29 protein-coding genes are annotated in these 16,706 nt (G+C 33.5%); all 29 read left to right on the plus strand.

The window, feature by feature from the left end; genetic code table 11:
* Positions 1-26: 26 nt before the first annotated feature.
* A complete protein-coding gene (gene rplW / locus QZZ53_RS13690; protein ID WP_296385655.1) occupies positions 27-317 on the plus strand; it encodes a 50S ribosomal protein L23 in 291 nt (96 codons plus the stop codon).
* A gap of 8 nt (positions 318-325) precedes the next feature.
* Complete coding sequence (gene rplB, locus QZZ53_RS13695) at positions 326-1,153, plus strand: 50S ribosomal protein L2 (RefSeq protein WP_296385658.1); 828 nt, start codon at positions 326-328, stop codon at positions 1,151-1,153.
* Between the two features lie 10 nt (positions 1,154-1,163).
* Positions 1,164-1,442, plus strand: coding sequence for a 30S ribosomal protein S19 (gene rpsS / locus QZZ53_RS13700; protein WP_008269180.1), 279 nt, complete (start codon positions 1,164-1,166; stop codon positions 1,440-1,442).
* Positions 1,443-1,447: 5 nt separating this feature from the next.
* Positions 1,448-1,855 carry a 50S ribosomal protein L22 gene (rplV, locus tag QZZ53_RS13705; RefSeq protein WP_296385660.1) on the plus strand — a complete coding sequence of 136 codons (408 nt, stop codon included), beginning with the start codon at positions 1,448-1,450 and terminating at the stop codon, positions 1,853-1,855.
* Between the two features lie 9 nt (positions 1,856-1,864).
* On the plus strand, positions 1,865-2,581 hold the full coding sequence (rpsC, locus tag QZZ53_RS13710) for a 30S ribosomal protein S3 (protein ID WP_296385663.1): 717 nt from the start codon (positions 1,865-1,867) through the stop codon (positions 2,579-2,581).
* A gap of 20 nt (positions 2,582-2,601) precedes the next feature.
* Positions 2,602-3,021, plus strand: coding sequence for a 50S ribosomal protein L16 (gene rplP, locus QZZ53_RS13715; RefSeq protein WP_296385665.1), 420 nt, complete (start codon positions 2,602-2,604; stop codon positions 3,019-3,021).
* A gap of 12 nt (positions 3,022-3,033) precedes the next feature.
* Positions 3,034-3,225: a 50S ribosomal protein L29 gene (gene rpmC / locus QZZ53_RS13720; RefSeq protein ID WP_296385668.1), complete on the plus strand. Its 192-nt coding sequence runs from the start codon at positions 3,034-3,036 to the stop codon at positions 3,223-3,225.
* 17 nt (positions 3,226-3,242) lie between these two features.
* The gene (gene rpsQ, locus QZZ53_RS13725) at positions 3,243-3,500 is read left to right on the plus strand and encodes a 30S ribosomal protein S17 (RefSeq protein ID WP_092469501.1); all 258 of its coding nucleotides are present in this window, start codon (positions 3,243-3,245) and stop codon (positions 3,498-3,500) included.
* A 2-nt stretch (positions 3,501-3,502) separates the two neighbouring features.
* A complete protein-coding gene (gene rplN / locus QZZ53_RS13730; protein ID WP_008269173.1) occupies positions 3,503-3,871 on the plus strand; it encodes a 50S ribosomal protein L14 in 369 nt (122 codons plus the stop codon).
* A gap of 12 nt (positions 3,872-3,883) precedes the next feature.
* Positions 3,884-4,195 carry a 50S ribosomal protein L24 gene (gene rplX, locus QZZ53_RS13735; protein WP_296385673.1) on the plus strand — a complete coding sequence of 104 codons (312 nt, stop codon included), beginning with the start codon at positions 3,884-3,886 and terminating at the stop codon, positions 4,193-4,195.
* A 2-nt stretch (positions 4,196-4,197) separates the two neighbouring features.
* Positions 4,198-4,749 carry a 50S ribosomal protein L5 gene (gene rplE, locus QZZ53_RS13740; RefSeq protein WP_296385675.1) on the plus strand — a complete coding sequence of 184 codons (552 nt, stop codon included), beginning with the start codon at positions 4,198-4,200 and terminating at the stop codon, positions 4,747-4,749.
* 2 nt (positions 4,750-4,751) lie between these two features.
* Positions 4,752-5,021, plus strand: a complete 270-nt coding sequence (rpsN, locus tag QZZ53_RS13745; RefSeq protein WP_296385678.1) for a 30S ribosomal protein S14 — start codon at positions 4,752-4,754, stop codon at positions 5,019-5,021.
* 62 nt (positions 5,022-5,083) lie between these two features.
* Positions 5,084-5,482 carry a 30S ribosomal protein S8 gene (gene rpsH, locus QZZ53_RS13750; RefSeq protein ID WP_296385680.1) on the plus strand — a complete coding sequence of 133 codons (399 nt, stop codon included), beginning with the start codon at positions 5,084-5,086 and terminating at the stop codon, positions 5,480-5,482.
* Positions 5,483-5,494: 12 nt separating this feature from the next.
* A complete protein-coding gene (rplF, locus tag QZZ53_RS13755; RefSeq protein WP_296385682.1) occupies positions 5,495-6,037 on the plus strand; it encodes a 50S ribosomal protein L6 in 543 nt (180 codons plus the stop codon).
* A 10-nt stretch (positions 6,038-6,047) separates the two neighbouring features.
* The gene (gene rplR / locus QZZ53_RS13760; RefSeq protein WP_296385686.1) at positions 6,048-6,404 is read left to right on the plus strand and encodes a 50S ribosomal protein L18; all 357 of its coding nucleotides are present in this window, start codon (positions 6,048-6,050) and stop codon (positions 6,402-6,404) included.
* A 6-nt stretch (positions 6,405-6,410) separates the two neighbouring features.
* Positions 6,411-6,935 (plus strand): 30S ribosomal protein S5, encoded by a 525-nt coding sequence (rpsE, locus tag QZZ53_RS13765; protein ID WP_296385688.1) that lies wholly within the window; start codon positions 6,411-6,413, stop codon positions 6,933-6,935.
* Between the two features lie 13 nt (positions 6,936-6,948).
* A complete protein-coding gene (rpmD, locus tag QZZ53_RS13770; RefSeq protein ID WP_008269164.1) occupies positions 6,949-7,128 on the plus strand; it encodes a 50S ribosomal protein L30 in 180 nt (59 codons plus the stop codon).
* Positions 7,129-7,144: 16 nt separating this feature from the next.
* Entirely contained in the window at positions 7,145-7,597 is a 453-nt protein-coding gene (gene rplO / locus QZZ53_RS13775) for a 50S ribosomal protein L15 (RefSeq protein ID WP_296385691.1), read from the plus strand.
* 9 nt (positions 7,598-7,606) lie between these two features.
* Positions 7,607-8,971 carry a preprotein translocase subunit SecY gene (gene secY / locus QZZ53_RS13780; RefSeq protein WP_296385693.1) on the plus strand — a complete coding sequence of 455 codons (1,365 nt, stop codon included), beginning with the start codon at positions 7,607-7,609 and terminating at the stop codon, positions 8,969-8,971.
* 9 nt (positions 8,972-8,980) lie between these two features.
* Positions 8,981-9,196, plus strand: coding sequence for a translation initiation factor IF-1 (gene infA / locus QZZ53_RS13785; RefSeq protein ID WP_007094967.1), 216 nt, complete (start codon positions 8,981-8,983; stop codon positions 9,194-9,196).
* 4 nt (positions 9,197-9,200) lie between these two features.
* The gene (gene ykgO / locus QZZ53_RS13790; protein ID WP_008269159.1) at positions 9,201-9,317 is read left to right on the plus strand and encodes a type B 50S ribosomal protein L36; all 117 of its coding nucleotides are present in this window, start codon (positions 9,201-9,203) and stop codon (positions 9,315-9,317) included.
* A 2-nt stretch (positions 9,318-9,319) separates the two neighbouring features.
* The gene (rpsM, locus tag QZZ53_RS13795; protein ID WP_296385708.1) at positions 9,320-9,694 is read left to right on the plus strand and encodes a 30S ribosomal protein S13; all 375 of its coding nucleotides are present in this window, start codon (positions 9,320-9,322) and stop codon (positions 9,692-9,694) included.
* A 101-nt stretch (positions 9,695-9,795) separates the two neighbouring features.
* Positions 9,796-10,179 carry a 30S ribosomal protein S11 gene (gene rpsK / locus QZZ53_RS13800; protein ID WP_296385709.1) on the plus strand — a complete coding sequence of 128 codons (384 nt, stop codon included), beginning with the start codon at positions 9,796-9,798 and terminating at the stop codon, positions 10,177-10,179.
* Positions 10,180-10,395: 216 nt separating this feature from the next.
* Positions 10,396-11,001, plus strand: coding sequence for a 30S ribosomal protein S4 (gene rpsD, locus QZZ53_RS13805; protein ID WP_296385711.1), 606 nt, complete (start codon positions 10,396-10,398; stop codon positions 10,999-11,001).
* A gap of 93 nt (positions 11,002-11,094) precedes the next feature.
* The gene (locus QZZ53_RS13810; protein WP_296385713.1) at positions 11,095-12,087 is read left to right on the plus strand and encodes a DNA-directed RNA polymerase subunit alpha; all 993 of its coding nucleotides are present in this window, start codon (positions 11,095-11,097) and stop codon (positions 12,085-12,087) included.
* Between the two features lie 59 nt (positions 12,088-12,146).
* The gene (gene rplQ / locus QZZ53_RS13815; RefSeq protein WP_296385715.1) at positions 12,147-12,620 is read left to right on the plus strand and encodes a 50S ribosomal protein L17; all 474 of its coding nucleotides are present in this window, start codon (positions 12,147-12,149) and stop codon (positions 12,618-12,620) included.
* A gap of 114 nt (positions 12,621-12,734) precedes the next feature.
* Positions 12,735-13,838, plus strand: coding sequence for a glutamine-hydrolyzing carbamoyl-phosphate synthase small subunit (gene carA / locus QZZ53_RS13820; protein WP_296385717.1), 1,104 nt, complete (start codon positions 12,735-12,737; stop codon positions 13,836-13,838).
* A 237-nt stretch (positions 13,839-14,075) separates the two neighbouring features.
* Positions 14,076-15,872 carry an AHH domain-containing protein gene (locus QZZ53_RS13825; RefSeq protein ID WP_296385719.1) on the plus strand — a complete coding sequence of 599 codons (1,797 nt, stop codon included), beginning with the start codon at positions 14,076-14,078 and terminating at the stop codon, positions 15,870-15,872.
* An 18-nt stretch (positions 15,873-15,890) separates the two neighbouring features.
* Positions 15,891-16,706 (plus strand): DUF1963 domain-containing protein (locus QZZ53_RS13830; protein WP_296385721.1); only part of this gene is annotated, 816 nt, incomplete at its 3' end.

Raw genomic sequence — 16,706 nt, forward strand, 5'->3', positions numbered from 1 at the left:
GAATCGAACTTAAGTAAATAGAACAGATGAGTATCTTAATAAAACCTATAATCACCGAAAAAGCAACCATGCAAAGTGAGTTGTTAAATGCTTATGCATTTCAAGTGAACACAAAGGCGAACAAGGTAGAAATCAAAAAAGCAGTTGAAGCTGCTTATGGAGTTTCTGTAGAAAAAGTTCGTACTATAAATGTCCGTCCAGATAGAAAGACCAAGTTTACAAAAACTGGTGTTCAACATGGTAAAACAAATGCTGTTAAAAAAGCAATTGTACAACTGGCGGAAGGTGAGACAATAGATTTATACACTAACATGTAATTTAAGTAATGTCAGTAAGAAAATTAAAACCAATCACATCAGCTCAGCGATTTAGAGTAGTAAATGGATTCGATGCCATAACTACTGATAAGCCGGAGAAAAGCTTGCTTGCTCCGAAAAAGAGATCTGGTGGTAGAAACAATCGAGGAAAAATGACTATGCGCCATTTAGGTGGAGGTCATAAGAAGAAGTATCGTATTATCGATTTCAAACGTAACAAAACTGGTGTTCCAGCGGAAGTTAAAACAATTGAGTACGATCCAAACAGAACAGCATTTATTGCTCTACTAAATTACCAAGATGGTGAGAAACGTTATATTATCGCTCAAAATGGTTTGCAAGTAGGACAAAAGATAGTGTCTGGTGAATCAGGTATCGCTCCAGAAATTGGAAATGCAATGCCACTTAGTGAAATTCCTTTAGGTACAATCATATCTTGTATTGAGTTACGTCCTGGTCAAGGTGCCGTTATGGCGCGTAGTGCAGGTGCATTTGCTCAATTAATGGCAAGAGATGGTAGATTTGCAACAGTGAAATTACCTTCTGGTGAAACTAGAATGATTTTAGTAACATGTATGGCAACTATTGGTGTTGTATCTAATTCGGATCATCAATTACTTGTATCTGGTAAAGCAGGTAGAAGCAGATGGTTAGGAAGACGTCCAAGAGTAAGGCCAGTAGTGATGAACCCAGTCGATCACCCAATGGGTGGTGGTGAAGGTAAATCTTCAGGTGGTCATCCAAGATCTAGAAACGGTATTCCTGCTAAAGGTTTCAGAACACGTTCTAAGACAAAAGCGAGTAATAAATATATTGTAGAACGTAGAAAGAAATAATTAAGATAGTATGGCACGTTCATTAAAAAAAGGACCTTATATCCACTATAAATTAGAAAAGAAAGTTGCAGAAAATGTAGCTTCTAACAAAAAGACAGTTATTAAAACATGGTCTAGAGCATCAATGATTTCTCCAGATTTCGTTGGTCAGACTATAGCAGTTCATAACGGTCGTCAATTTGTTCCAGTTTATGTTACTGAGAATATGGTAGGTCACAAATTAGGAGAATTTTCACCAACAAGATCTTTTAGAGGTCATGCAGGTGCTAAGAATAAAGGTAAAAAATAAGAATCATGGGAAGTCGTAAAAAACAAATGGCGGATGCTATTAAGGCTGAAAAGAAGCAGATTGCTTTTGCTAAGCTAAATAACTGTCCTACATCACCAAGAAAAATGCGTTTAGTAGCGGATTTAGTAAGAGGTAAAAAGGCAGAAACAGCTCTTCAGATTCTTAGATTTAGTCCTAAAGAAGCGTCTCGTCGTTTAGAAAAACTTGTAATGTCTGCAATTGCAAACTGGCAAGCTAAAAACGAAGATGCGGATGTTGAGGAAGCTAAGCTTTTTATTAAAGAGATTAGAGTAGACGGTGGATCTATGTTAAAGAGATTACGTCCTGCGCCTCAAGGTAGAGCACATAGAATTAGAAAGAGATCTAATCACGTAACAGTGGTTGTAGATGCAATAAACAAAACACAAAGCTAAGATAGAGATATGGGACAAAAGACAAATCCAATCGGAAATCGCTTAGGAATTATCAGAGGATGGGAATCTAACTGGTACGGAGGAAACGATTATGGTGATAAACTTGCCGAAGACGATAAGATTAGAAAATACGTTCACGCGCGTTTATCTAAAGCTAGTGTAAGTAGAGTAATTATAGAGCGTACTCTTAAACTTGTAACCGTTACTATCACTACTGCTAGACCTGGTATTATTATCGGAAAAGGTGGCCAAGAGGTAGACAAGTTAAAAGAAGAGCTTAAAAAAATTACTGGTAAAGAGGTTCAATTGAACATCTTTGAAATTAAAAGACCTGAACTCGATGCGCATTTAGTAGCAGCAAGTGTCGCTCGTCAAATAGAAAGTAGAATTTCTTACAGACGTGCAATTAAAATGGCTATCGCTGCAGCTATACGTATGAACGCAGAAGGAATCAAAATTCAAATTAGTGGTCGTTTGAATGGTGCTGAAATGGCACGTTCTGAGCATTATAAAGAAGGACGTATTCCTTTATCTACTTTTAGAGCTGATATCGATTATGCTCTAGTTGAAGCGCATACTACTTATGGTAGATTGGGTATCAAAGTTTGGATTATGAAAGGCGAAGTATATGGAAAAAGAGAATTATCTCCATTAGTTGGTCTATCTAAACAAAAAGGTAAAGGTGGACGTGGTGGAAACAAGAACCAATCTCGTCGCAGAAAGTAATTTTTTAAAGAAAAGAAAAAATGTTACAGCCTAAAAGAACAAAATTTCGTAAGCAGCAAAAAGGCCGCATGAAAGGAAATGCTGGAAGAGGTCATTTATTATCAAATGGTACCTTCGGTATTAAATCATTAGAGTCGTCTTTTATAACTGCACGTCAAATAGAAGCAGCGCGTATTGCCGCTACTCGTTACATGAAAAGAGAAGGAGCGTTATGGATTAAAATATTTCCAGACAAACCGATCACAAAGAAACCTCTTGAAGTACGTATGGGTAAAGGTAAAGGTGCCGTTGAATATTGGGCAGCTGTTGTTAGACCAGGACGCATGTTATTTGAAATAAGTGGAGTGCCATTAGACGTAGCTCAAGAAGCATTACGTTTAGCAGCACAGAAACTTCCAGTAAAAACTAAGTTTATCATAGCTAGAGATTACCAAGCTTAATAGAAAGATATTATGAAGCAATCAGAAATTAAACAGCTTTCAACAGCTGAGTTACAAGAGAAACTTAGTGAAACTAAAAAGAGTTATACGGACCTGAAAATGGCTCATACTATATCTCCTTTAGATAATCCAATACAGTTACGAGTTGCACGTCGCACAGTAGCTAGAGTAGCAACAGAATTAACTAATAGAGAAGTACAATAATTGTATTCTGCTGAAAGATGGAAAAAAGAAACTTAAGAAAAGAACGTATAGGGATAGTAACTAGTAACAAAATGGAGAAATCTATTGTTGTTGCCGAAGTTAAAAAAGTAAAACATCCTATGTATGGAAAATTCGTGTTAAAGACTAAGAAATATGTCGCGCACGATGAGACAAACGACTGCAACGAAGGAGATACTGTAAAGATCATGGAAACACGACCTTTAAGTAAGTCTAAATGTTGGAGATTGGTAGAAATAATTGAAAGAGCGAAGTAATTATGGTACAACAAGAATCAAGATTAAAAGTAGCTGATAATACTGGTGCAAAGGAAGTTTTAACTATCCGTGTATTAGGTGGGACAAAAAGAAGGTACGCTTCTGTAGGAGACAAAATTGTAGTATCTGTTAAAGATGCTACACCAAATGGAAGTATCAAGAAAGGTGCTGTTTCTACTGCAGTTGTTGTACGTACAGCAAAGGAAGTAAGACGTCCAGATGGGTCTTATATTAGATTTGACGATAATGCATGTGTGCTTTTAGGACCTCAAGGGGAAATGAGAGGAACTCGTGTTTTTGGTCCTGTAGCTAGAGAACTTCGTGATAAACAATTCATGAAAATTGTATCATTGGCACCAGAAGTGCTTTAATTGATAAATAAGATGACAAAGCTTAAAATAAAATCAGGAGATACAGTACAAGTAATTGCTGGAGACCATAAAGGTTCCGAAGGTAAAGTGCTTAAAGTATTAATAGATAAGAACAAAGCCATCGTAGAAGGTGTGAACATGGTTAAGAAACATACTAAACCAAGTGCACAAAGCCCTCAAGGTGGTATTGTAGAGAAAGAAGCGTCAATCCATATGTCTAACTTATCGTTGTTAACCTCTAAAGGAGAAGCAACAAGAGTTGGTTATAGAATGGATGGCGATAACAAAGTAAGATTTTCAAAAAAATCTAATGAAGTAATTTAATTATGGCTTACGTTGCAAGATTAAAACAAGAGTACAAGGACAAAGTTGTTCCTGCTCTTACCGAAGAATTTGGTTACAAAAATGTAATGCAAGTACCTAAACTTCAAAAGATAGTAATATCTAAAGGTGTTGGTGCTGCTGTTGCGGATAAGAAATTAATCGATCACGCATTAGAAGAGGTTACAAAAATAACTGGACAAAAAGCGATAGCTACTATTTCTAAGAAAGATGTTGCGTCTTTTAAGTTACGTAAAGGGATGCCAATTGGTGTTAAAGTAACTTTAAGAGGAGAGCAAATGTATGAGTTCTTAGATCGTTTAGTGACTTCAGCTTTACCACGAGTTAGAGATTTTAACGGTATCAAATCTACTGGTTTTGATGGACGTGGAAATTATAGCTTAGGTGTTGTAGAACAAATTATTTTCCCAGAGATTGATATTGATAAGATCAATAAAATATCTGGTATGGATATCACATTTGTGACTTCTGCGGATACTGATAAGGAAGCAAAGTCTTTATTAACAGAACTAGGATTACCTTTTAAAAAGAATTAATTATGGCTAAAGAATCAATGAAAGCTCGTGAGGTCAAGCGTGCAAAGGTGGTAGCTAAATATGCTGAAAAACGTAAAGCTTTGAAAGAAGCTGGAGATTATGAAGCATTACAGAAATTACCAAAAAACGCTTCTCCTGTACGTATGCACAACCGTTGTAAACTTACTGGAAGACCAAAAGGTTATATGAGACAATTTGGAATTTCTCGTGTAATGTTTAGAGAAATGGCTAACCAAGGTTTAATTCCTGGTGTTAGAAAAGCAAGTTGGTAAAATTATAAATTGGTTTCAGGTTTGACAATAGTGTCGAAAACCGCTACCGCAAATTAATAACTATGTATACAGATCCAATAGCGGATTATTTAACGCGAGTTAGAAATGCAACTATGGCTAACCACAGAGTGGTTGAGATTCCTGCATCTAACTTAAAAAAAGAAATAACTAAGATATTATTCGATCAAGGATTTATCTTAAGTTATAAGTTTGACGACTCATCAGTACAAGGAACGATTAAAATCGCTTTGAAATACAGTAAAGAGACTAAAGAGTCAGTCATCAAAAAAATTCAAAGAATCAGTAAACCAGGTTTACGTAAATATGCTGCATCTAACGAAATGCCAAGAATCTTAAATGGTTTAGGTATTTCAATTGTTTCTACTTCTCATGGGGTTATGACAGGTAAACAAGCGCAAAGAGAAAACGTTGGTGGTGAAGTATTATGTTACGTATACTAAAAACAGGAAATTATGTCAAGAATAGGTAAAAACCCAATAACAGTTCCTGAAGGTGTAACACTTGAGATTAAAGATAACTTAATTACCGCTAAAGGTAAATTAGGTGAATTAACTCAAGAGTATTCAGGGATTAAAATAAAATTAGAAGACGGTACTGTTACATTAGAGCGTGCTTCTGACAAGAAAGATTTAAGAGCAAAGCATGGTCTTTATAGAGCATTAATTGCTAATATGATAGAAGGTGTTTCTAAAGGTTGGACCAAAGAACTAGAAATGGTTGGTGTAGGTTACAGAGCATCTAATCAAGGACAAAAATTAGATTTAGCCGTAGGATTTTCTCATAATATTGTTTTGGATATCGCTCCAGAAGTAAAAATAGAGACAATTTCAGAAAAAGGTAAAAATCCAATTATTAAATTAACGTCTTTTGACAAACAATTGGTTGGCCAAGTAGCTGCAAAGATTCGTGGTTTTAGAAGACCAGAACCTTACAAAGGAAAAGGTATCAAGTTTGTTGGTGAAGAAATTAGAAGAAAAGCAGGTAAATCAGCTTAATAATTAAGTTATGGCATTGACAAAGAACGAAAGAAGAATAAGAATTAAAAGCAGAATCCGTAAGGTTGTATCTGGTACTGAAACAAGACCAAGATTAGCTGTTTTTAGAAGCAATAAAGAAATTTATGCTCAAGTCGTAGATGATGTAACTGGTAAAACTATTGCTGCTGCATCTTCAAGAGATAAAGACATTACAAAGTCTAAAGGAAACAAAACAGAAACGGCTACCTTAGTTGGTAAAGCTGTTGCTGAAAAAGCGATGAAAGCTGGTGTTGAAACTATCTCTTTTGATAGAGGTGGTTATTTATATCACGGAAGAGTAAAATCATTAGCTGAAGGAGCTAGAGAAGCAGGACTTAAATTTTAAGACATTATGTATCAAAAATATAAAAACGCAGAATTAGTAAAGCCAGGCGGATTAGATTTAAAAGATCGATTAGTTGGAGTACAGCGTGTAACTAAAGTAACAAAAGGTGGTAGAGCATTTGGTTTTTCTGCTATTGTTGTGGTAGGTAACGAAGAAGGTGTTGTAGGACATGGTTTAGGAAAATCTAAAGATGTTGCAACAGCAATTGCTAAAGCTATAGAAGATGCTAAGAAAAACTTAGTAAGAATTCCTATCATTAAGGGAACATTACCACACGAACAAAAAGGTAAGTTTGGTGGAGCTAGAGTTAACATTATCCCAGCTGCACCTGGTACAGGAGTAATTGCAGGTGGTGCTGTTAGAACAGTTCTTGAAGCAGTTGGTGTACATGATGTATTATCTAAGTCTCAAGGATCATCTAATCCTCACAACGTAGTTAAAGCAACTTTTGATGCTTTATTACAATTGAGAGATGCTAAGTCTGTAGCTAGAGAGCGTGGGATTTCACTTGAAAAAGTATTTAACGGATAATCGATAGGACAAGATGGCAAAGATCAAAGTAAAGAAAGTAAAAAGTGCAATCAATCGTACTAAAAGACAAAAACTAACATTATTAGCTTTAGGCTTAAAAAAGATTGGACAAGTTGTAGAGCACGATGCCACACCAAATATCCTTGGTATGGTTAAGAAAGTTGAACATTTAGTTTCTGTAGAAGAAGCTTAAAATTATACACTTAAAAATGGATTTAAGTAATTTAAAACCTGCAGAAGGTTCAGTAAAAAATCAAGGAAAGCGTATTGGACGTGGTCAAGGATCTGGTAAAGGTGGTACTGCGACAAGAGGACATAAAGGAGCTAAGTCACGTTCTGGATATTCTAAGAAATTAGGATTTGAAGGTGGCCAAATGCCATTACAAAGACGTGTTCCTAAGTTTGGATTTACAAATATTAACCGCGTAGAGTATCAAGGTGTAAACTTAGATACATTACAGAAGTTAGTAGATGAGAAGAAAATTAAAGGTAGTGTTGATTTCGAATCTCTAGTATCAATGGGATTAGCTGGTAAAAACGAGCTAGTAAAAATCTTAGGTAGAGGTGAATTAAAAACAAAATTAACAGTAACTGCTCATAAATTTACTGCTACGGCAAAAGCTGCTATTGAAGCTGCTGGTGGTGAAGCTGTAACTTTATAAGATATTAGGATGAAGATAATAGAAACATTAAAAAACGTTTGGAAAATCACAGAGCTTAAGGATAGAATTATTCTAACCTTAGGTTTGTTATTGGTTTATCGTTTTGGTGCTCAGGTTGTATTACCTGGTATTAATATCGATGCTCTAGGTGGTTTACAAGCTGGAACATCTGAAGGTTTATTAGGATTGTTAAATGCTTTTACAGGTGGTGCTTTTGCTAATGCATCTGTATTTGCATTAGGTATTATGCCTTACATTTCTGCTTCCATTGTTGTTCAGCTAATGGGTATTGCGATTCCTTATTTACAAAAACTTCAGAAAGAAGGTGCGAGTGGTCAAAAGAAGATTACTCAGATTACACGTTGGTTAACTATAGGTATTTGTTTAGTGCAAGCACCAGGTTATTTAGCAACGATACCTTCTTTATCTGGATCACCTTCAATAGGAGCGATGTTATTACCAGGATTTAATGAGAATATCTTTTACTTTTCTTCAGTAATTATTTTAGTAACCGGTTGTGTATTCGCAATGTGGTTAGGTGAAAAGATTACAGATAAAGGTATTGGTAATGGTATTTCATTATTAATTATGGTTGGTATTATTGCAACATTACCACAATCTTTTGTTCAGAATATGTATTCTCGTCTAGAAGGTAGTAATGGTGGTTTTATGATGATATTAATAGAATTAGTAATTTGGTTCTTAATCATATTAGCTTCTGTATTCTTGGTTATGGCTGTTAGAAAGATTGCTGTACAATATGCAAGAAGAACTGCTTCTGGTGGTTATGAAAAAAATGTATTCGGTTCACGTCAGTTTTTACCATTAAAGCTAAATGCTTCTGGGGTAATGCCAATAATATTTGCACAAGCAATTATGTTTGTTCCTAGCCTTATTGGAGGTTCTTCTTTTTTGAAAGACACAGCTTCTGGGCAATGGATGCAAACAAATTTCTCGGATATATTCGGATTTTGGTATAATCTTGTTTTTGCATTATTAATTATAATATTCACGTATTTCTATACGGCAATTACAGTACCAACTAATAAAATGGCTGATGATCTTAAACGTAGTGGTGGATTTATTCCAGGTATACGTCCAGGATCAGAAACCTCTGAATATTTAGATAAAATAATGTCACAGATTACCTTACCAGGTTCTATCTTCTTAGCATTAGTTGCTGTGTTCCCAGCATTTATAGTTAAGTTAATGGGAGTTCAACAAGGTTGGGCATTATTCTTCGGTGGTACATCTCTATTAATTATGGTAGGTGTTGCTATTGATACAATGCAACAGATTAATTCTTATTTATTAAATAAGCATTATGATGGCTTGATGAAAACAGGTAAAAATAGAAAAGCGGTTTCGCAATAATATAATACTATGGCAAAACAAGCAGCAATAGAACAAGACGGTACAATTATAGAAGCATTATCTAATGCTATGTTCCGTGTTGAATTAGAAAATGGTCATATTGTGACTGCACACATCTCTGGTAAAATGCGTATGCATTACATTAAATTATTACCAGGAGATAAAGTAAAATTAGAAATGAGTCCTTACGATTTAACGAAGGCTCGTATAACTTATAGATACTAATACGATGAAAGTAAGAGCATCAGTAAAGAAAAGAAGCGCAGACTGTAAACTAGTGCGTAGAAAAGGGAGACTTTACGTTATTAACAAAAAGAATCCTAGATTCAAACAAAGACAAGGGTAATTATGGCAAGAATTGCAGGTGTAGACATACCAAAACAAAAAAGAGGAGTGATCTCTTTAACTTATATCTACGGAGTAGGTAGAAGTAGAGCACAAGAAATTTTAGCTACTGCTAAAGTTGACGAAAGCACTAAAGTACAAGATTGGACTGACGACGAAATAGGAGCAATCCGTGACGCTGTTGGAACATTTAAAATCGAAGGTGAATTACGTTCTGAGATTCAATTAAACATTAAGCGTTTAATGGATATTGGATGTTACAGAGGTATTCGTCATAGAACTGGTCTTCCATTAAGAGGACAACGTACTAAGAACAACTCTCGTACAAGAAAAGGTAGAAGAAAAACGGTTGCTAACAAGAAAAAAGTAACTAAATAATAAATAGTCTTTAGTCTTTAGACGTTGGAAAGAATCTGTTTGAAATTTAACGGTTTAGGATTCTAGCGACTATTAACTATTACTAAAAACTAAAAATAATTATGGCAAAGTCAAGTACTAAAAAACGTAAAGTAATTGTTGATGCAATTGGAGAGGCTCATATCACAGCATCTTTTAACAACATCATCATTTCTTTAACAAATAAAAAAGGTGACGTTATTTCTTGGTCATCAGCAGGAAAAATGGGATTTAGAGGTTCTAAAAAGAACACTCCTTATGCTGCGCAATTAGCTGCAGAAGATGCTGCAGGTGTTGCTAAAGAAGCTGGATTAAAGAAAGTGAAAGCATACGTAAAAGGTCCTGGTAATGGTAGAGAATCTGCTATCAGATCTATACATAATGCTGGAATCGAAGTAGCAGAAATTATTGATGTTACTCCATTACCACATAATGGTTGTCGCCCACCAAAAAGACGTAGAGTTTAATCTGAACTAGTTTCAGATTCTAGTTCATACTTAGCTAGAATATTCTAACTAATATTTAGTAAACTAATATCATTACATTAAAGTATTGATATTAGTTTATTTTGCATAAATTTGCAAACTGAAAAATAATAAACAAGTATCAATCGAGAGGCTAACGATTATAGAAGGATAAGATTAAGACCTTAATTTTATAGTCACTCTCAAAACAAATTTAAAATGGCAAGATATACTGGTCCTAAAACAAAAATAGCTCGTAAATTCGGACAAGCTATATTCGGAGATGATAAAGCCTTCGAAAAAAGAAATTACCCACCTGGTCAACATGGTAACGCTAAAAGACGTGGAAAAAAATCTGAATATGCTATCCAATTAATGGAGAAGCAAAAAGCTAAATACACTTATGGTGTATTAGAAAAGCAATTCAGAAACATGTTTAAAAAGGCAACTGCTGCTCAAGGTATTACTGGTGAAGTATTACTTCAATTATGTGAATCTCGTTTAGATAACGTGGTTTTCAGAATGGGAGTTTCCCCAACAAGAAGTGGTGCTAGGCAATTAGTCTCTCACAGACACATTACAGTAAATGGTCAAAAGGTAAATGTGCCTTCTTACCAATTAAAAGCTGGTGATGTAGTAGGTGTTAGAGAAAAATCTAAATCATTAGAAGCTATTCAAAATTCATTATCTAATTCTAGTAATGTTTATGAATGGATTACTTGGAATAACGATACAATGAATGGAACTTATGTTTCTGTTCCTGCAAGAATTCAAATTCCAGAACAAATCAACGAACAATTTATCGTTGAACTTTACTCTAAATAATAAATTAATCACATTGGTATTTAGCCAAAGGATTTATTAGTATTCTTCACTTATAAATCGCACAACTAAATAACAATTAAAACGAAGAACAATATGGCAATATTAAATTTTCAGAAGCCTGACAAGGTAATCATGATTGATTCAACTGACTTTGAAGGTAAGTTTGAATTCAGACCTTTAGAACCAGGATACGGATTAACAGTTGGTAATGCTTTACGAAGAGTATTACTATCTTCTTTAGAAGGTTTTGCAATCACATCAGTTAGAATAGAAGGTGTAGATCACGAATTTTCTACAATTTCTGGAGTAGTTGAAGATGTTACAGAAATGATTTTGAACTTAAAGCAAGTTAACTTTAAGCGTCAAATTGATGAAATAGATAACGAAACTGTTACTATTTCTATTTCTGGACAAGATCAAATTACAGCTGGTGATTTTCAGAAGTTTATTTCTGGTTTCCAAGTATTAAATACAGATTTAGTAATCTGTAACTTAGATCCAAAAGTAAACATCAATATGGAATTGACTATCGAAAAGGGTAGAGGTTATGTTCCTGCTGAAGAAAATAAAAAAGCTTCTGCACCAATCGGAACAATCTTTACAGACTCTATTTACACTCCAATAAAGAATGTAAAATACAGTATTGAGAACTTTCGTGTTGAGCAAAAAACGGATTATGAAAAATTAGTTTTCGAAATTAGAACTGATGGATCAATTAACCCTAAAGATGCTTTAACTGAAGCTGCTAAAATATTAATTCACCACTTCATGTTATTCTCTGATGAGCGTATCACTCTTGAAGCTGATGAAATTGCACAGACTGAAACTTATGATGAAGAATCACTTCACATGAGACAACTATTGAAAACTAAATTAGTTGATATGGATCTTTCTGTACGTGCACTTAACTGTTTAAAAGCTGCAGAGGTTGATACTTTAGGTGACTTAGTATCATTCAATAAAAATGATTTAATGAAATTCAGAAACTTCGGTAAGAAGTCTTTAACTGAGCTAGAAGAACTAGTGAATGTAAAAGGTCTTAACTTCGGAATGGATTTAAGTAAATATAAATTAGATAAAGATTAATTAATCATATTTTGCTCCTCGATTTACGAGTTTGGTAGCAAGATGGTAAAACAAATGTCATGAGACACGGAAAAAAATTCAATCACTTAGGAAGACAAACAGCGCATAGAAAAGCTATGTTAGCTAATATGGCTTGTTCTTTAATAGAGCACAAACGTATTAACACAACTGTAGCTAAAGCTAAAGCTTTAAAGCAGTTTGTAGAACCAATGATTACAAAATCAAAGACAGATACTACACACAACAGACGTATTGTTATGGCTAAGCTAAGACAAAAAGATGTTGTTGCAGAATTGTTTAGAGATGTAGCACCTAAGATTGGAGATCGTCCAGGAGGATATACTCGTATCATCAAATTAGGAAACAGATTAGGTGATAACGCTGATATGGCAATGATAGAATTAGTTGATTACAACGAAATCTACAATGCTGGAAAAGCTGAGAAGAAAACAACACGTAGAAGTAGAAGAGGTGGCAAGAAAGCTACTACAACTCCACCAGTGGAGGCTCAAGCTTCAAACGAAGAAGAATAAATGTTAATAAGCATTCATAAATATCAAGGATAAACTGTTTCAGTTTATCCTTTTTTTTTGGAATTTTGTAAAACTTTGTTTCTGTAATAGCAGGAATTCTTTTAAACACAACACATGAAATACAAACAAAGAAAAAAAGCTCTTATTCTATTAGCTGATGGAACGATTTTCCATGGAAAATCTATTGGGAAAGAAGGTTCTGCTTTTGGCGAAGTATGTTTTAATACAGGTACAACAGGTTATCAGGAAATTTTTACAGATCCTTCGTATTATGGTCAGTTAATGGTAACCACCAATGCACATATTGGAAATTACGGAACTAAAGAAGATGAAGTAGAATCTGATGATGTTAAAATTGCAGGATTAATTTGTAAAAATTTCAGTTTCGAATATTCAAGACCTGCTGCAGATGCGTCTTTAGAAGAGTTCTTTGAAAAGCATAATACTTTGGCTATTGCAGATGTAGATACTAGAGCATTGGTAAGCTACATTAGAGATAATGGAGCAATGAATGCTGTCATTTCTACAGAAGTAGATAATATAGAAGATCTTAAAAAACAGTTAGCCGAAATTCCTTCTATGGAAGGTTTAGAATTAGCTTCTCAAGTATCGACTAAAGAACCTTACTATTATGGAGATGAAAATGCAACACATAAAATAGCAGCATTGGATATCGGAATTAAAAAGAACATTCTTAGAAACCTTGCTAAACGTGATGCTTACATTAAAGTATTTCCATATAATTCTAAATTTCAAGATTTAGAGACATTTAATCCAGATGGATATTTCTTATCTAATGGTCCTGGTGATCCAGAACCTTTAGTAGAAGCACAAGCTGTAGCAAAAGAAATTATTGCGAAGAATAAGCCTTTGTTTGGAATCTGTTTAGGACACCAAGTTATTGCTTTAGCTAACGGCATTTCTACATACAAAATGCATAATGGCCATAGAGGGATTAATCATCCTGTAAAAAACTTAATTACAGGTAAAGGTGAAATCACGTCTCAAAATCATGGTTTTGCTATAAGTAGAGAAGAAACTGAAGCTAATGCTAATGTAGAAATTACACATGTGCATTTAAATGATAATACTGTTGCTGGAATAAAACTTAAAGATAAAAACTGTTTTTCTGTACAATATCATCCAGAAGCAAGTCCTGGACCAAATGATTCGGTCTATTTGTTTGACCAATTTATAGAGAATATTAAGAAGAACTAAATATCAAAAACGCAATAAAACACAGCTTTTATTGCGTTTTTTTAGAGTTTAAAATATTACAGAGAAATTTAAAAAATCGATTAAAAGTACAAAATCACTGATAATCTACTAGTTTTAAGTAAAAGATTGTTTTAAAAATACGTAACTCTACGTATTGTTTCATTTTAGATCTATTATAACTTGCAGAATAGTAATCTAATAGAAATTATCTATTCATTTTAAAAACGAGTTCGTATTATGAAGAAAAAACAATTAAAAAATTATCTCAAAATTGTAATATTATTCTTTGGAATATCACTTCTACTTTATGGTTGTCAGAAAGACGTAGTTGAAACTATTGACCAAGAGCTACCGAGTCAAAAAGGACTATTTTCTACAATAGATTTTAATGACTTTAAAAATAGAGCTGAAAATAAGGATTTGGGAGAAACAGATATTAGTAGTTTAATCTCTAATGAACAATTTACTCTCGTTCAATCTCTATACACTACAGAATCAGAAAAATACGTTATTAGTATAGATTCCACAGAAGTACTGGTTGCAGAAAAAGAAGGAACCATTACTTATACTTTTAAAACAGAAACACAAGATATTTCTAAAAACACTAATTATATTTTGGCTTTAAAAGGTCAGGATATAGAAGAGTTTTATCTTACTTATGATTATGACGGTAAAAGTAAAATTATTGACCCAGATACTGGCTTAGAAGTAACTACTAATGGAGACAGTGTTTTTTGTCATTTTTCTGAAGAAGTTTGGGTTTGTGAGTGTGAACCTCAGCATAGGCTAGGTAATAACTGTTCTTGCACTGGAGGTTTCGAACTTATTACAGTAGTCACTTATGAGTTATGCTCTACTGATTCTAGTGGAGGTGGAACAAGTGATCCTATAGATGATAACCCTGATGAATCATCAGGAGGTACGAGTGGAAATAATGGTGATTCTAGTAATGATTTACCTTTAGATGGTATTGTAACAAAAGATTTTGGGAGTTTAGATATTAATACCATGCTCAATGATTGTTTAGGATACAATAATAGCCCTTATTATGATGTATTACTCTTAAACACAACCTTAGCAATGCCTGATGATATAAAAACGTCTATTGCTAATTTTATAAGTACAAATGGTTGTAATGAGGAAACAACTAGCCTTATTACAGAAATTATTGATTTAGCCATAAACAATGAAAATCAAAATGATACAAGTGATTTAATTAATCTTACGTTACTTCTTGAGAATAGTGACAATCAACTATTTACTGATGAATTTGCAAGTTCTTTATTTCAATATATTGACCTAGATTTATCAACCTTACCACCTGATTTTCCGCCCAATCTTTTAACTATAAAGGTTTATATAAACTACAAAAAGCTAAGGCAGCTCAATCCTGAATGGTCTAGAGTAAAATGTTTATGGGAAGCCACAAAAGATATTATTCATATAAGCTTAGACGTTTTTGGTTTAATTCCAATTGTTGGGGAAGCAGCAGATCTTGTAAATGGTGTATTATATACTATTGAGGGCGATAGTTTAAATGCAACTTTAAGCTTTGCCGCAACAATACCTTTTGTAGGGATTGGAAGTACAGCTACAAAATATGGATTAAAAGTAATTAATGTAGCCAATGATATTAATACAAAAGTTAAATTAGCATGGAAGGTTACGGCTAATGGAATTGAATTTGGGAGTAGAGGTCAATTGAGAAAAATTTTAGGGCTCGCAGTTGGTAATGCATTACAAGCACATCATATTATACCATGGGCAAAAAGATCAAGCGAAATAATTCAACAAGCTGCTAAATCGGGTAATGCCTTTCATATGAATGAAGCTCTAAATGGGATTGCTGTTGCTGCATGGAGAAATCAGCCTAATCATAACTTCTATAATGATAGAGTTCAAGCATTATTTGATGCGTTACCATCTAATCTAACACCTAATGAAGCCTATGATGCAGTAACTAATATTATAGATACAATTCGAAATGCAATTGTAAATAATCCTAATACTCATTTAAACGATTTAGTTTTTTAAGCTTATAGTGTATATATTATGAATACTTCAAATAAGTCATTAAAAGAGATTATAGACAAATTGATGATAAGTGAATATGTAAATGATTATTCATTATTATCGAATATAATAAAGCCGGCAATAGGGATTAGACATAGTCAGCAAAAAAAAATATCAAAACTTGGTGGGAACCCTTTTTTTCCTCCAAATTTTGATATGTGTGATTATGTTGATGAATCTTTGATTTTTCTCTGTCAAATATCTGTGGAAGAATATCGACTATATGACGAATATAACTATTTGCCAAGCGATAGTATACTTTATTTTTATGTAAATAAAGATTTAGGTTATCCTATAAAAAAAGAAGATTATAAGGTTTTTTGCCTTTCTGTAAACAAAGATTCTTTAGAAGAACAAACAAATTACGCAAAGAAAATTGAAGAACTGTATATTAATTTTTTTACTCATTATAATTTTCCTTCATATCAAAGCTATGAAATGGTTGAGCTAGAACAAGAGGGGATTGATTTAGATGAAGAAATAGAGGAAATACAGGAATTTATTAATGATTATAACAAAATCTCGTTAGGTTGTGAAGGAAGTCAATTATTCGGTAATCCACAAGCTTTGCAAGGTACTGTCACATTTCATTGGGCTTTAAAATCCTTAGATTTAAATTATCAGCTTTCAGAAGATGAATTAAATAGATTAAAAGAAGTAGAAAAAGAATTTGTGTTATTACTTCAAGTTGATTTATCAGAGTTAAGTTTTGTAGACAGTTTTGGTGATGGAATTTTTTATTTTGGTATAAGAAAAAAGGATTTGTTAAATAAAGAATTTAGCAAAGTCCAATTG

Source organism: Winogradskyella sp., assembly GCF_016744625.1.
GTDB lineage: Bacteria > Bacteroidota > Bacteroidia > Flavobacteriales > Flavobacteriaceae > Winogradskyella.

What these genes read in the sequence shown, in the direction of transcription:
- rpsS (WP_008269180.1), top strand. Translation starts at nt 1,164, where the DNA reads ATGGCACGTTCATTAAAAAAAGGACCTTATATCCACTATAAATTAGAA.
- rplN (WP_008269173.1), top strand. Translation starts at nt 3,503, where the DNA reads ATGGTACAACAAGAATCAAGATTAAAAGTAGCTGATAATACTGGTGCA.
- rpsD (WP_296385711.1), top strand. Translation starts at nt 10,396, where the DNA reads ATGGCAAGATATACTGGTCCTAAAACAAAAATAGCTCGTAAATTCGGA.
- ykgO (WP_008269159.1), top strand. Translation starts at nt 9,201, where the DNA reads ATGAAAGTAAGAGCATCAGTAAAGAAAAGAAGCGCAGACTGTAAACTA.
- rplF (WP_296385682.1), top strand. Translation starts at nt 5,495, where the DNA reads ATGTCAAGAATAGGTAAAAACCCAATAACAGTTCCTGAAGGTGTAACA.
- rplR (WP_296385686.1), top strand. Translation starts at nt 6,048, where the DNA reads ATGGCATTGACAAAGAACGAAAGAAGAATAAGAATTAAAAGCAGAATC.
- rpsH (WP_296385680.1), top strand. Translation starts at nt 5,084, where the DNA reads ATGTATACAGATCCAATAGCGGATTATTTAACGCGAGTTAGAAATGCA.
- rplE (WP_296385675.1), top strand. Translation starts at nt 4,198, where the DNA reads ATGGCTTACGTTGCAAGATTAAAACAAGAGTACAAGGACAAAGTTGTT.
- rpsC (WP_296385663.1), top strand. Translation starts at nt 1,865, where the DNA reads ATGGGACAAAAGACAAATCCAATCGGAAATCGCTTAGGAATTATCAGA.
- rplW (WP_296385655.1), top strand. Translation starts at nt 27, where the DNA reads ATGAGTATCTTAATAAAACCTATAATCACCGAAAAAGCAACCATGCAA.
- rplB (WP_296385658.1), top strand. Translation starts at nt 326, where the DNA reads ATGTCAGTAAGAAAATTAAAACCAATCACATCAGCTCAGCGATTTAGA.
- rplO (WP_296385691.1), top strand. Translation starts at nt 7,145, where the DNA reads ATGGATTTAAGTAATTTAAAACCTGCAGAAGGTTCAGTAAAAAATCAA.
- rpmD (WP_008269164.1), top strand. Translation starts at nt 6,949, where the DNA reads ATGGCAAAGATCAAAGTAAAGAAAGTAAAAAGTGCAATCAATCGTACT.
- rplV (WP_296385660.1), top strand. Translation starts at nt 1,448, where the DNA reads ATGGGAAGTCGTAAAAAACAAATGGCGGATGCTATTAAGGCTGAAAAG.
- rpsQ (WP_092469501.1), top strand. Translation starts at nt 3,243, where the DNA reads ATGGAAAAAAGAAACTTAAGAAAAGAACGTATAGGGATAGTAACTAGT.
- secY (WP_296385693.1), top strand. Translation starts at nt 7,607, where the DNA reads ATGAAGATAATAGAAACATTAAAAAACGTTTGGAAAATCACAGAGCTT.
- infA (WP_007094967.1), top strand. Translation starts at nt 8,981, where the DNA reads ATGGCAAAACAAGCAGCAATAGAACAAGACGGTACAATTATAGAAGCA.
- rpsE (WP_296385688.1), top strand. Translation starts at nt 6,411, where the DNA reads ATGTATCAAAAATATAAAAACGCAGAATTAGTAAAGCCAGGCGGATTA.
- rpsK (WP_296385709.1), top strand. Translation starts at nt 9,796, where the DNA reads ATGGCAAAGTCAAGTACTAAAAAACGTAAAGTAATTGTTGATGCAATT.
- QZZ53_RS13810 (WP_296385713.1), top strand. Translation starts at nt 11,095, where the DNA reads ATGGCAATATTAAATTTTCAGAAGCCTGACAAGGTAATCATGATTGAT.
- rplP (WP_296385665.1), top strand. Translation starts at nt 2,602, where the DNA reads ATGTTACAGCCTAAAAGAACAAAATTTCGTAAGCAGCAAAAAGGCCGC.
- QZZ53_RS13825 (WP_296385719.1), top strand. Translation starts at nt 14,076, where the DNA reads ATGAAGAAAAAACAATTAAAAAATTATCTCAAAATTGTAATATTATTC.
- rpsM (WP_296385708.1), top strand. Translation starts at nt 9,320, where the DNA reads ATGGCAAGAATTGCAGGTGTAGACATACCAAAACAAAAAAGAGGAGTG.
- rplX (WP_296385673.1), top strand. Translation starts at nt 3,884, where the DNA reads ATGACAAAGCTTAAAATAAAATCAGGAGATACAGTACAAGTAATTGCT.
- rpsN (WP_296385678.1), top strand. Translation starts at nt 4,752, where the DNA reads ATGGCTAAAGAATCAATGAAAGCTCGTGAGGTCAAGCGTGCAAAGGTG.
- carA (WP_296385717.1), top strand. Translation starts at nt 12,735, where the DNA reads ATGAAATACAAACAAAGAAAAAAAGCTCTTATTCTATTAGCTGATGGA.
- rpmC (WP_296385668.1), top strand. Translation starts at nt 3,034, where the DNA reads ATGAAGCAATCAGAAATTAAACAGCTTTCAACAGCTGAGTTACAAGAG.
- rplQ (WP_296385715.1), top strand. Translation starts at nt 12,147, where the DNA reads ATGAGACACGGAAAAAAATTCAATCACTTAGGAAGACAAACAGCGCAT.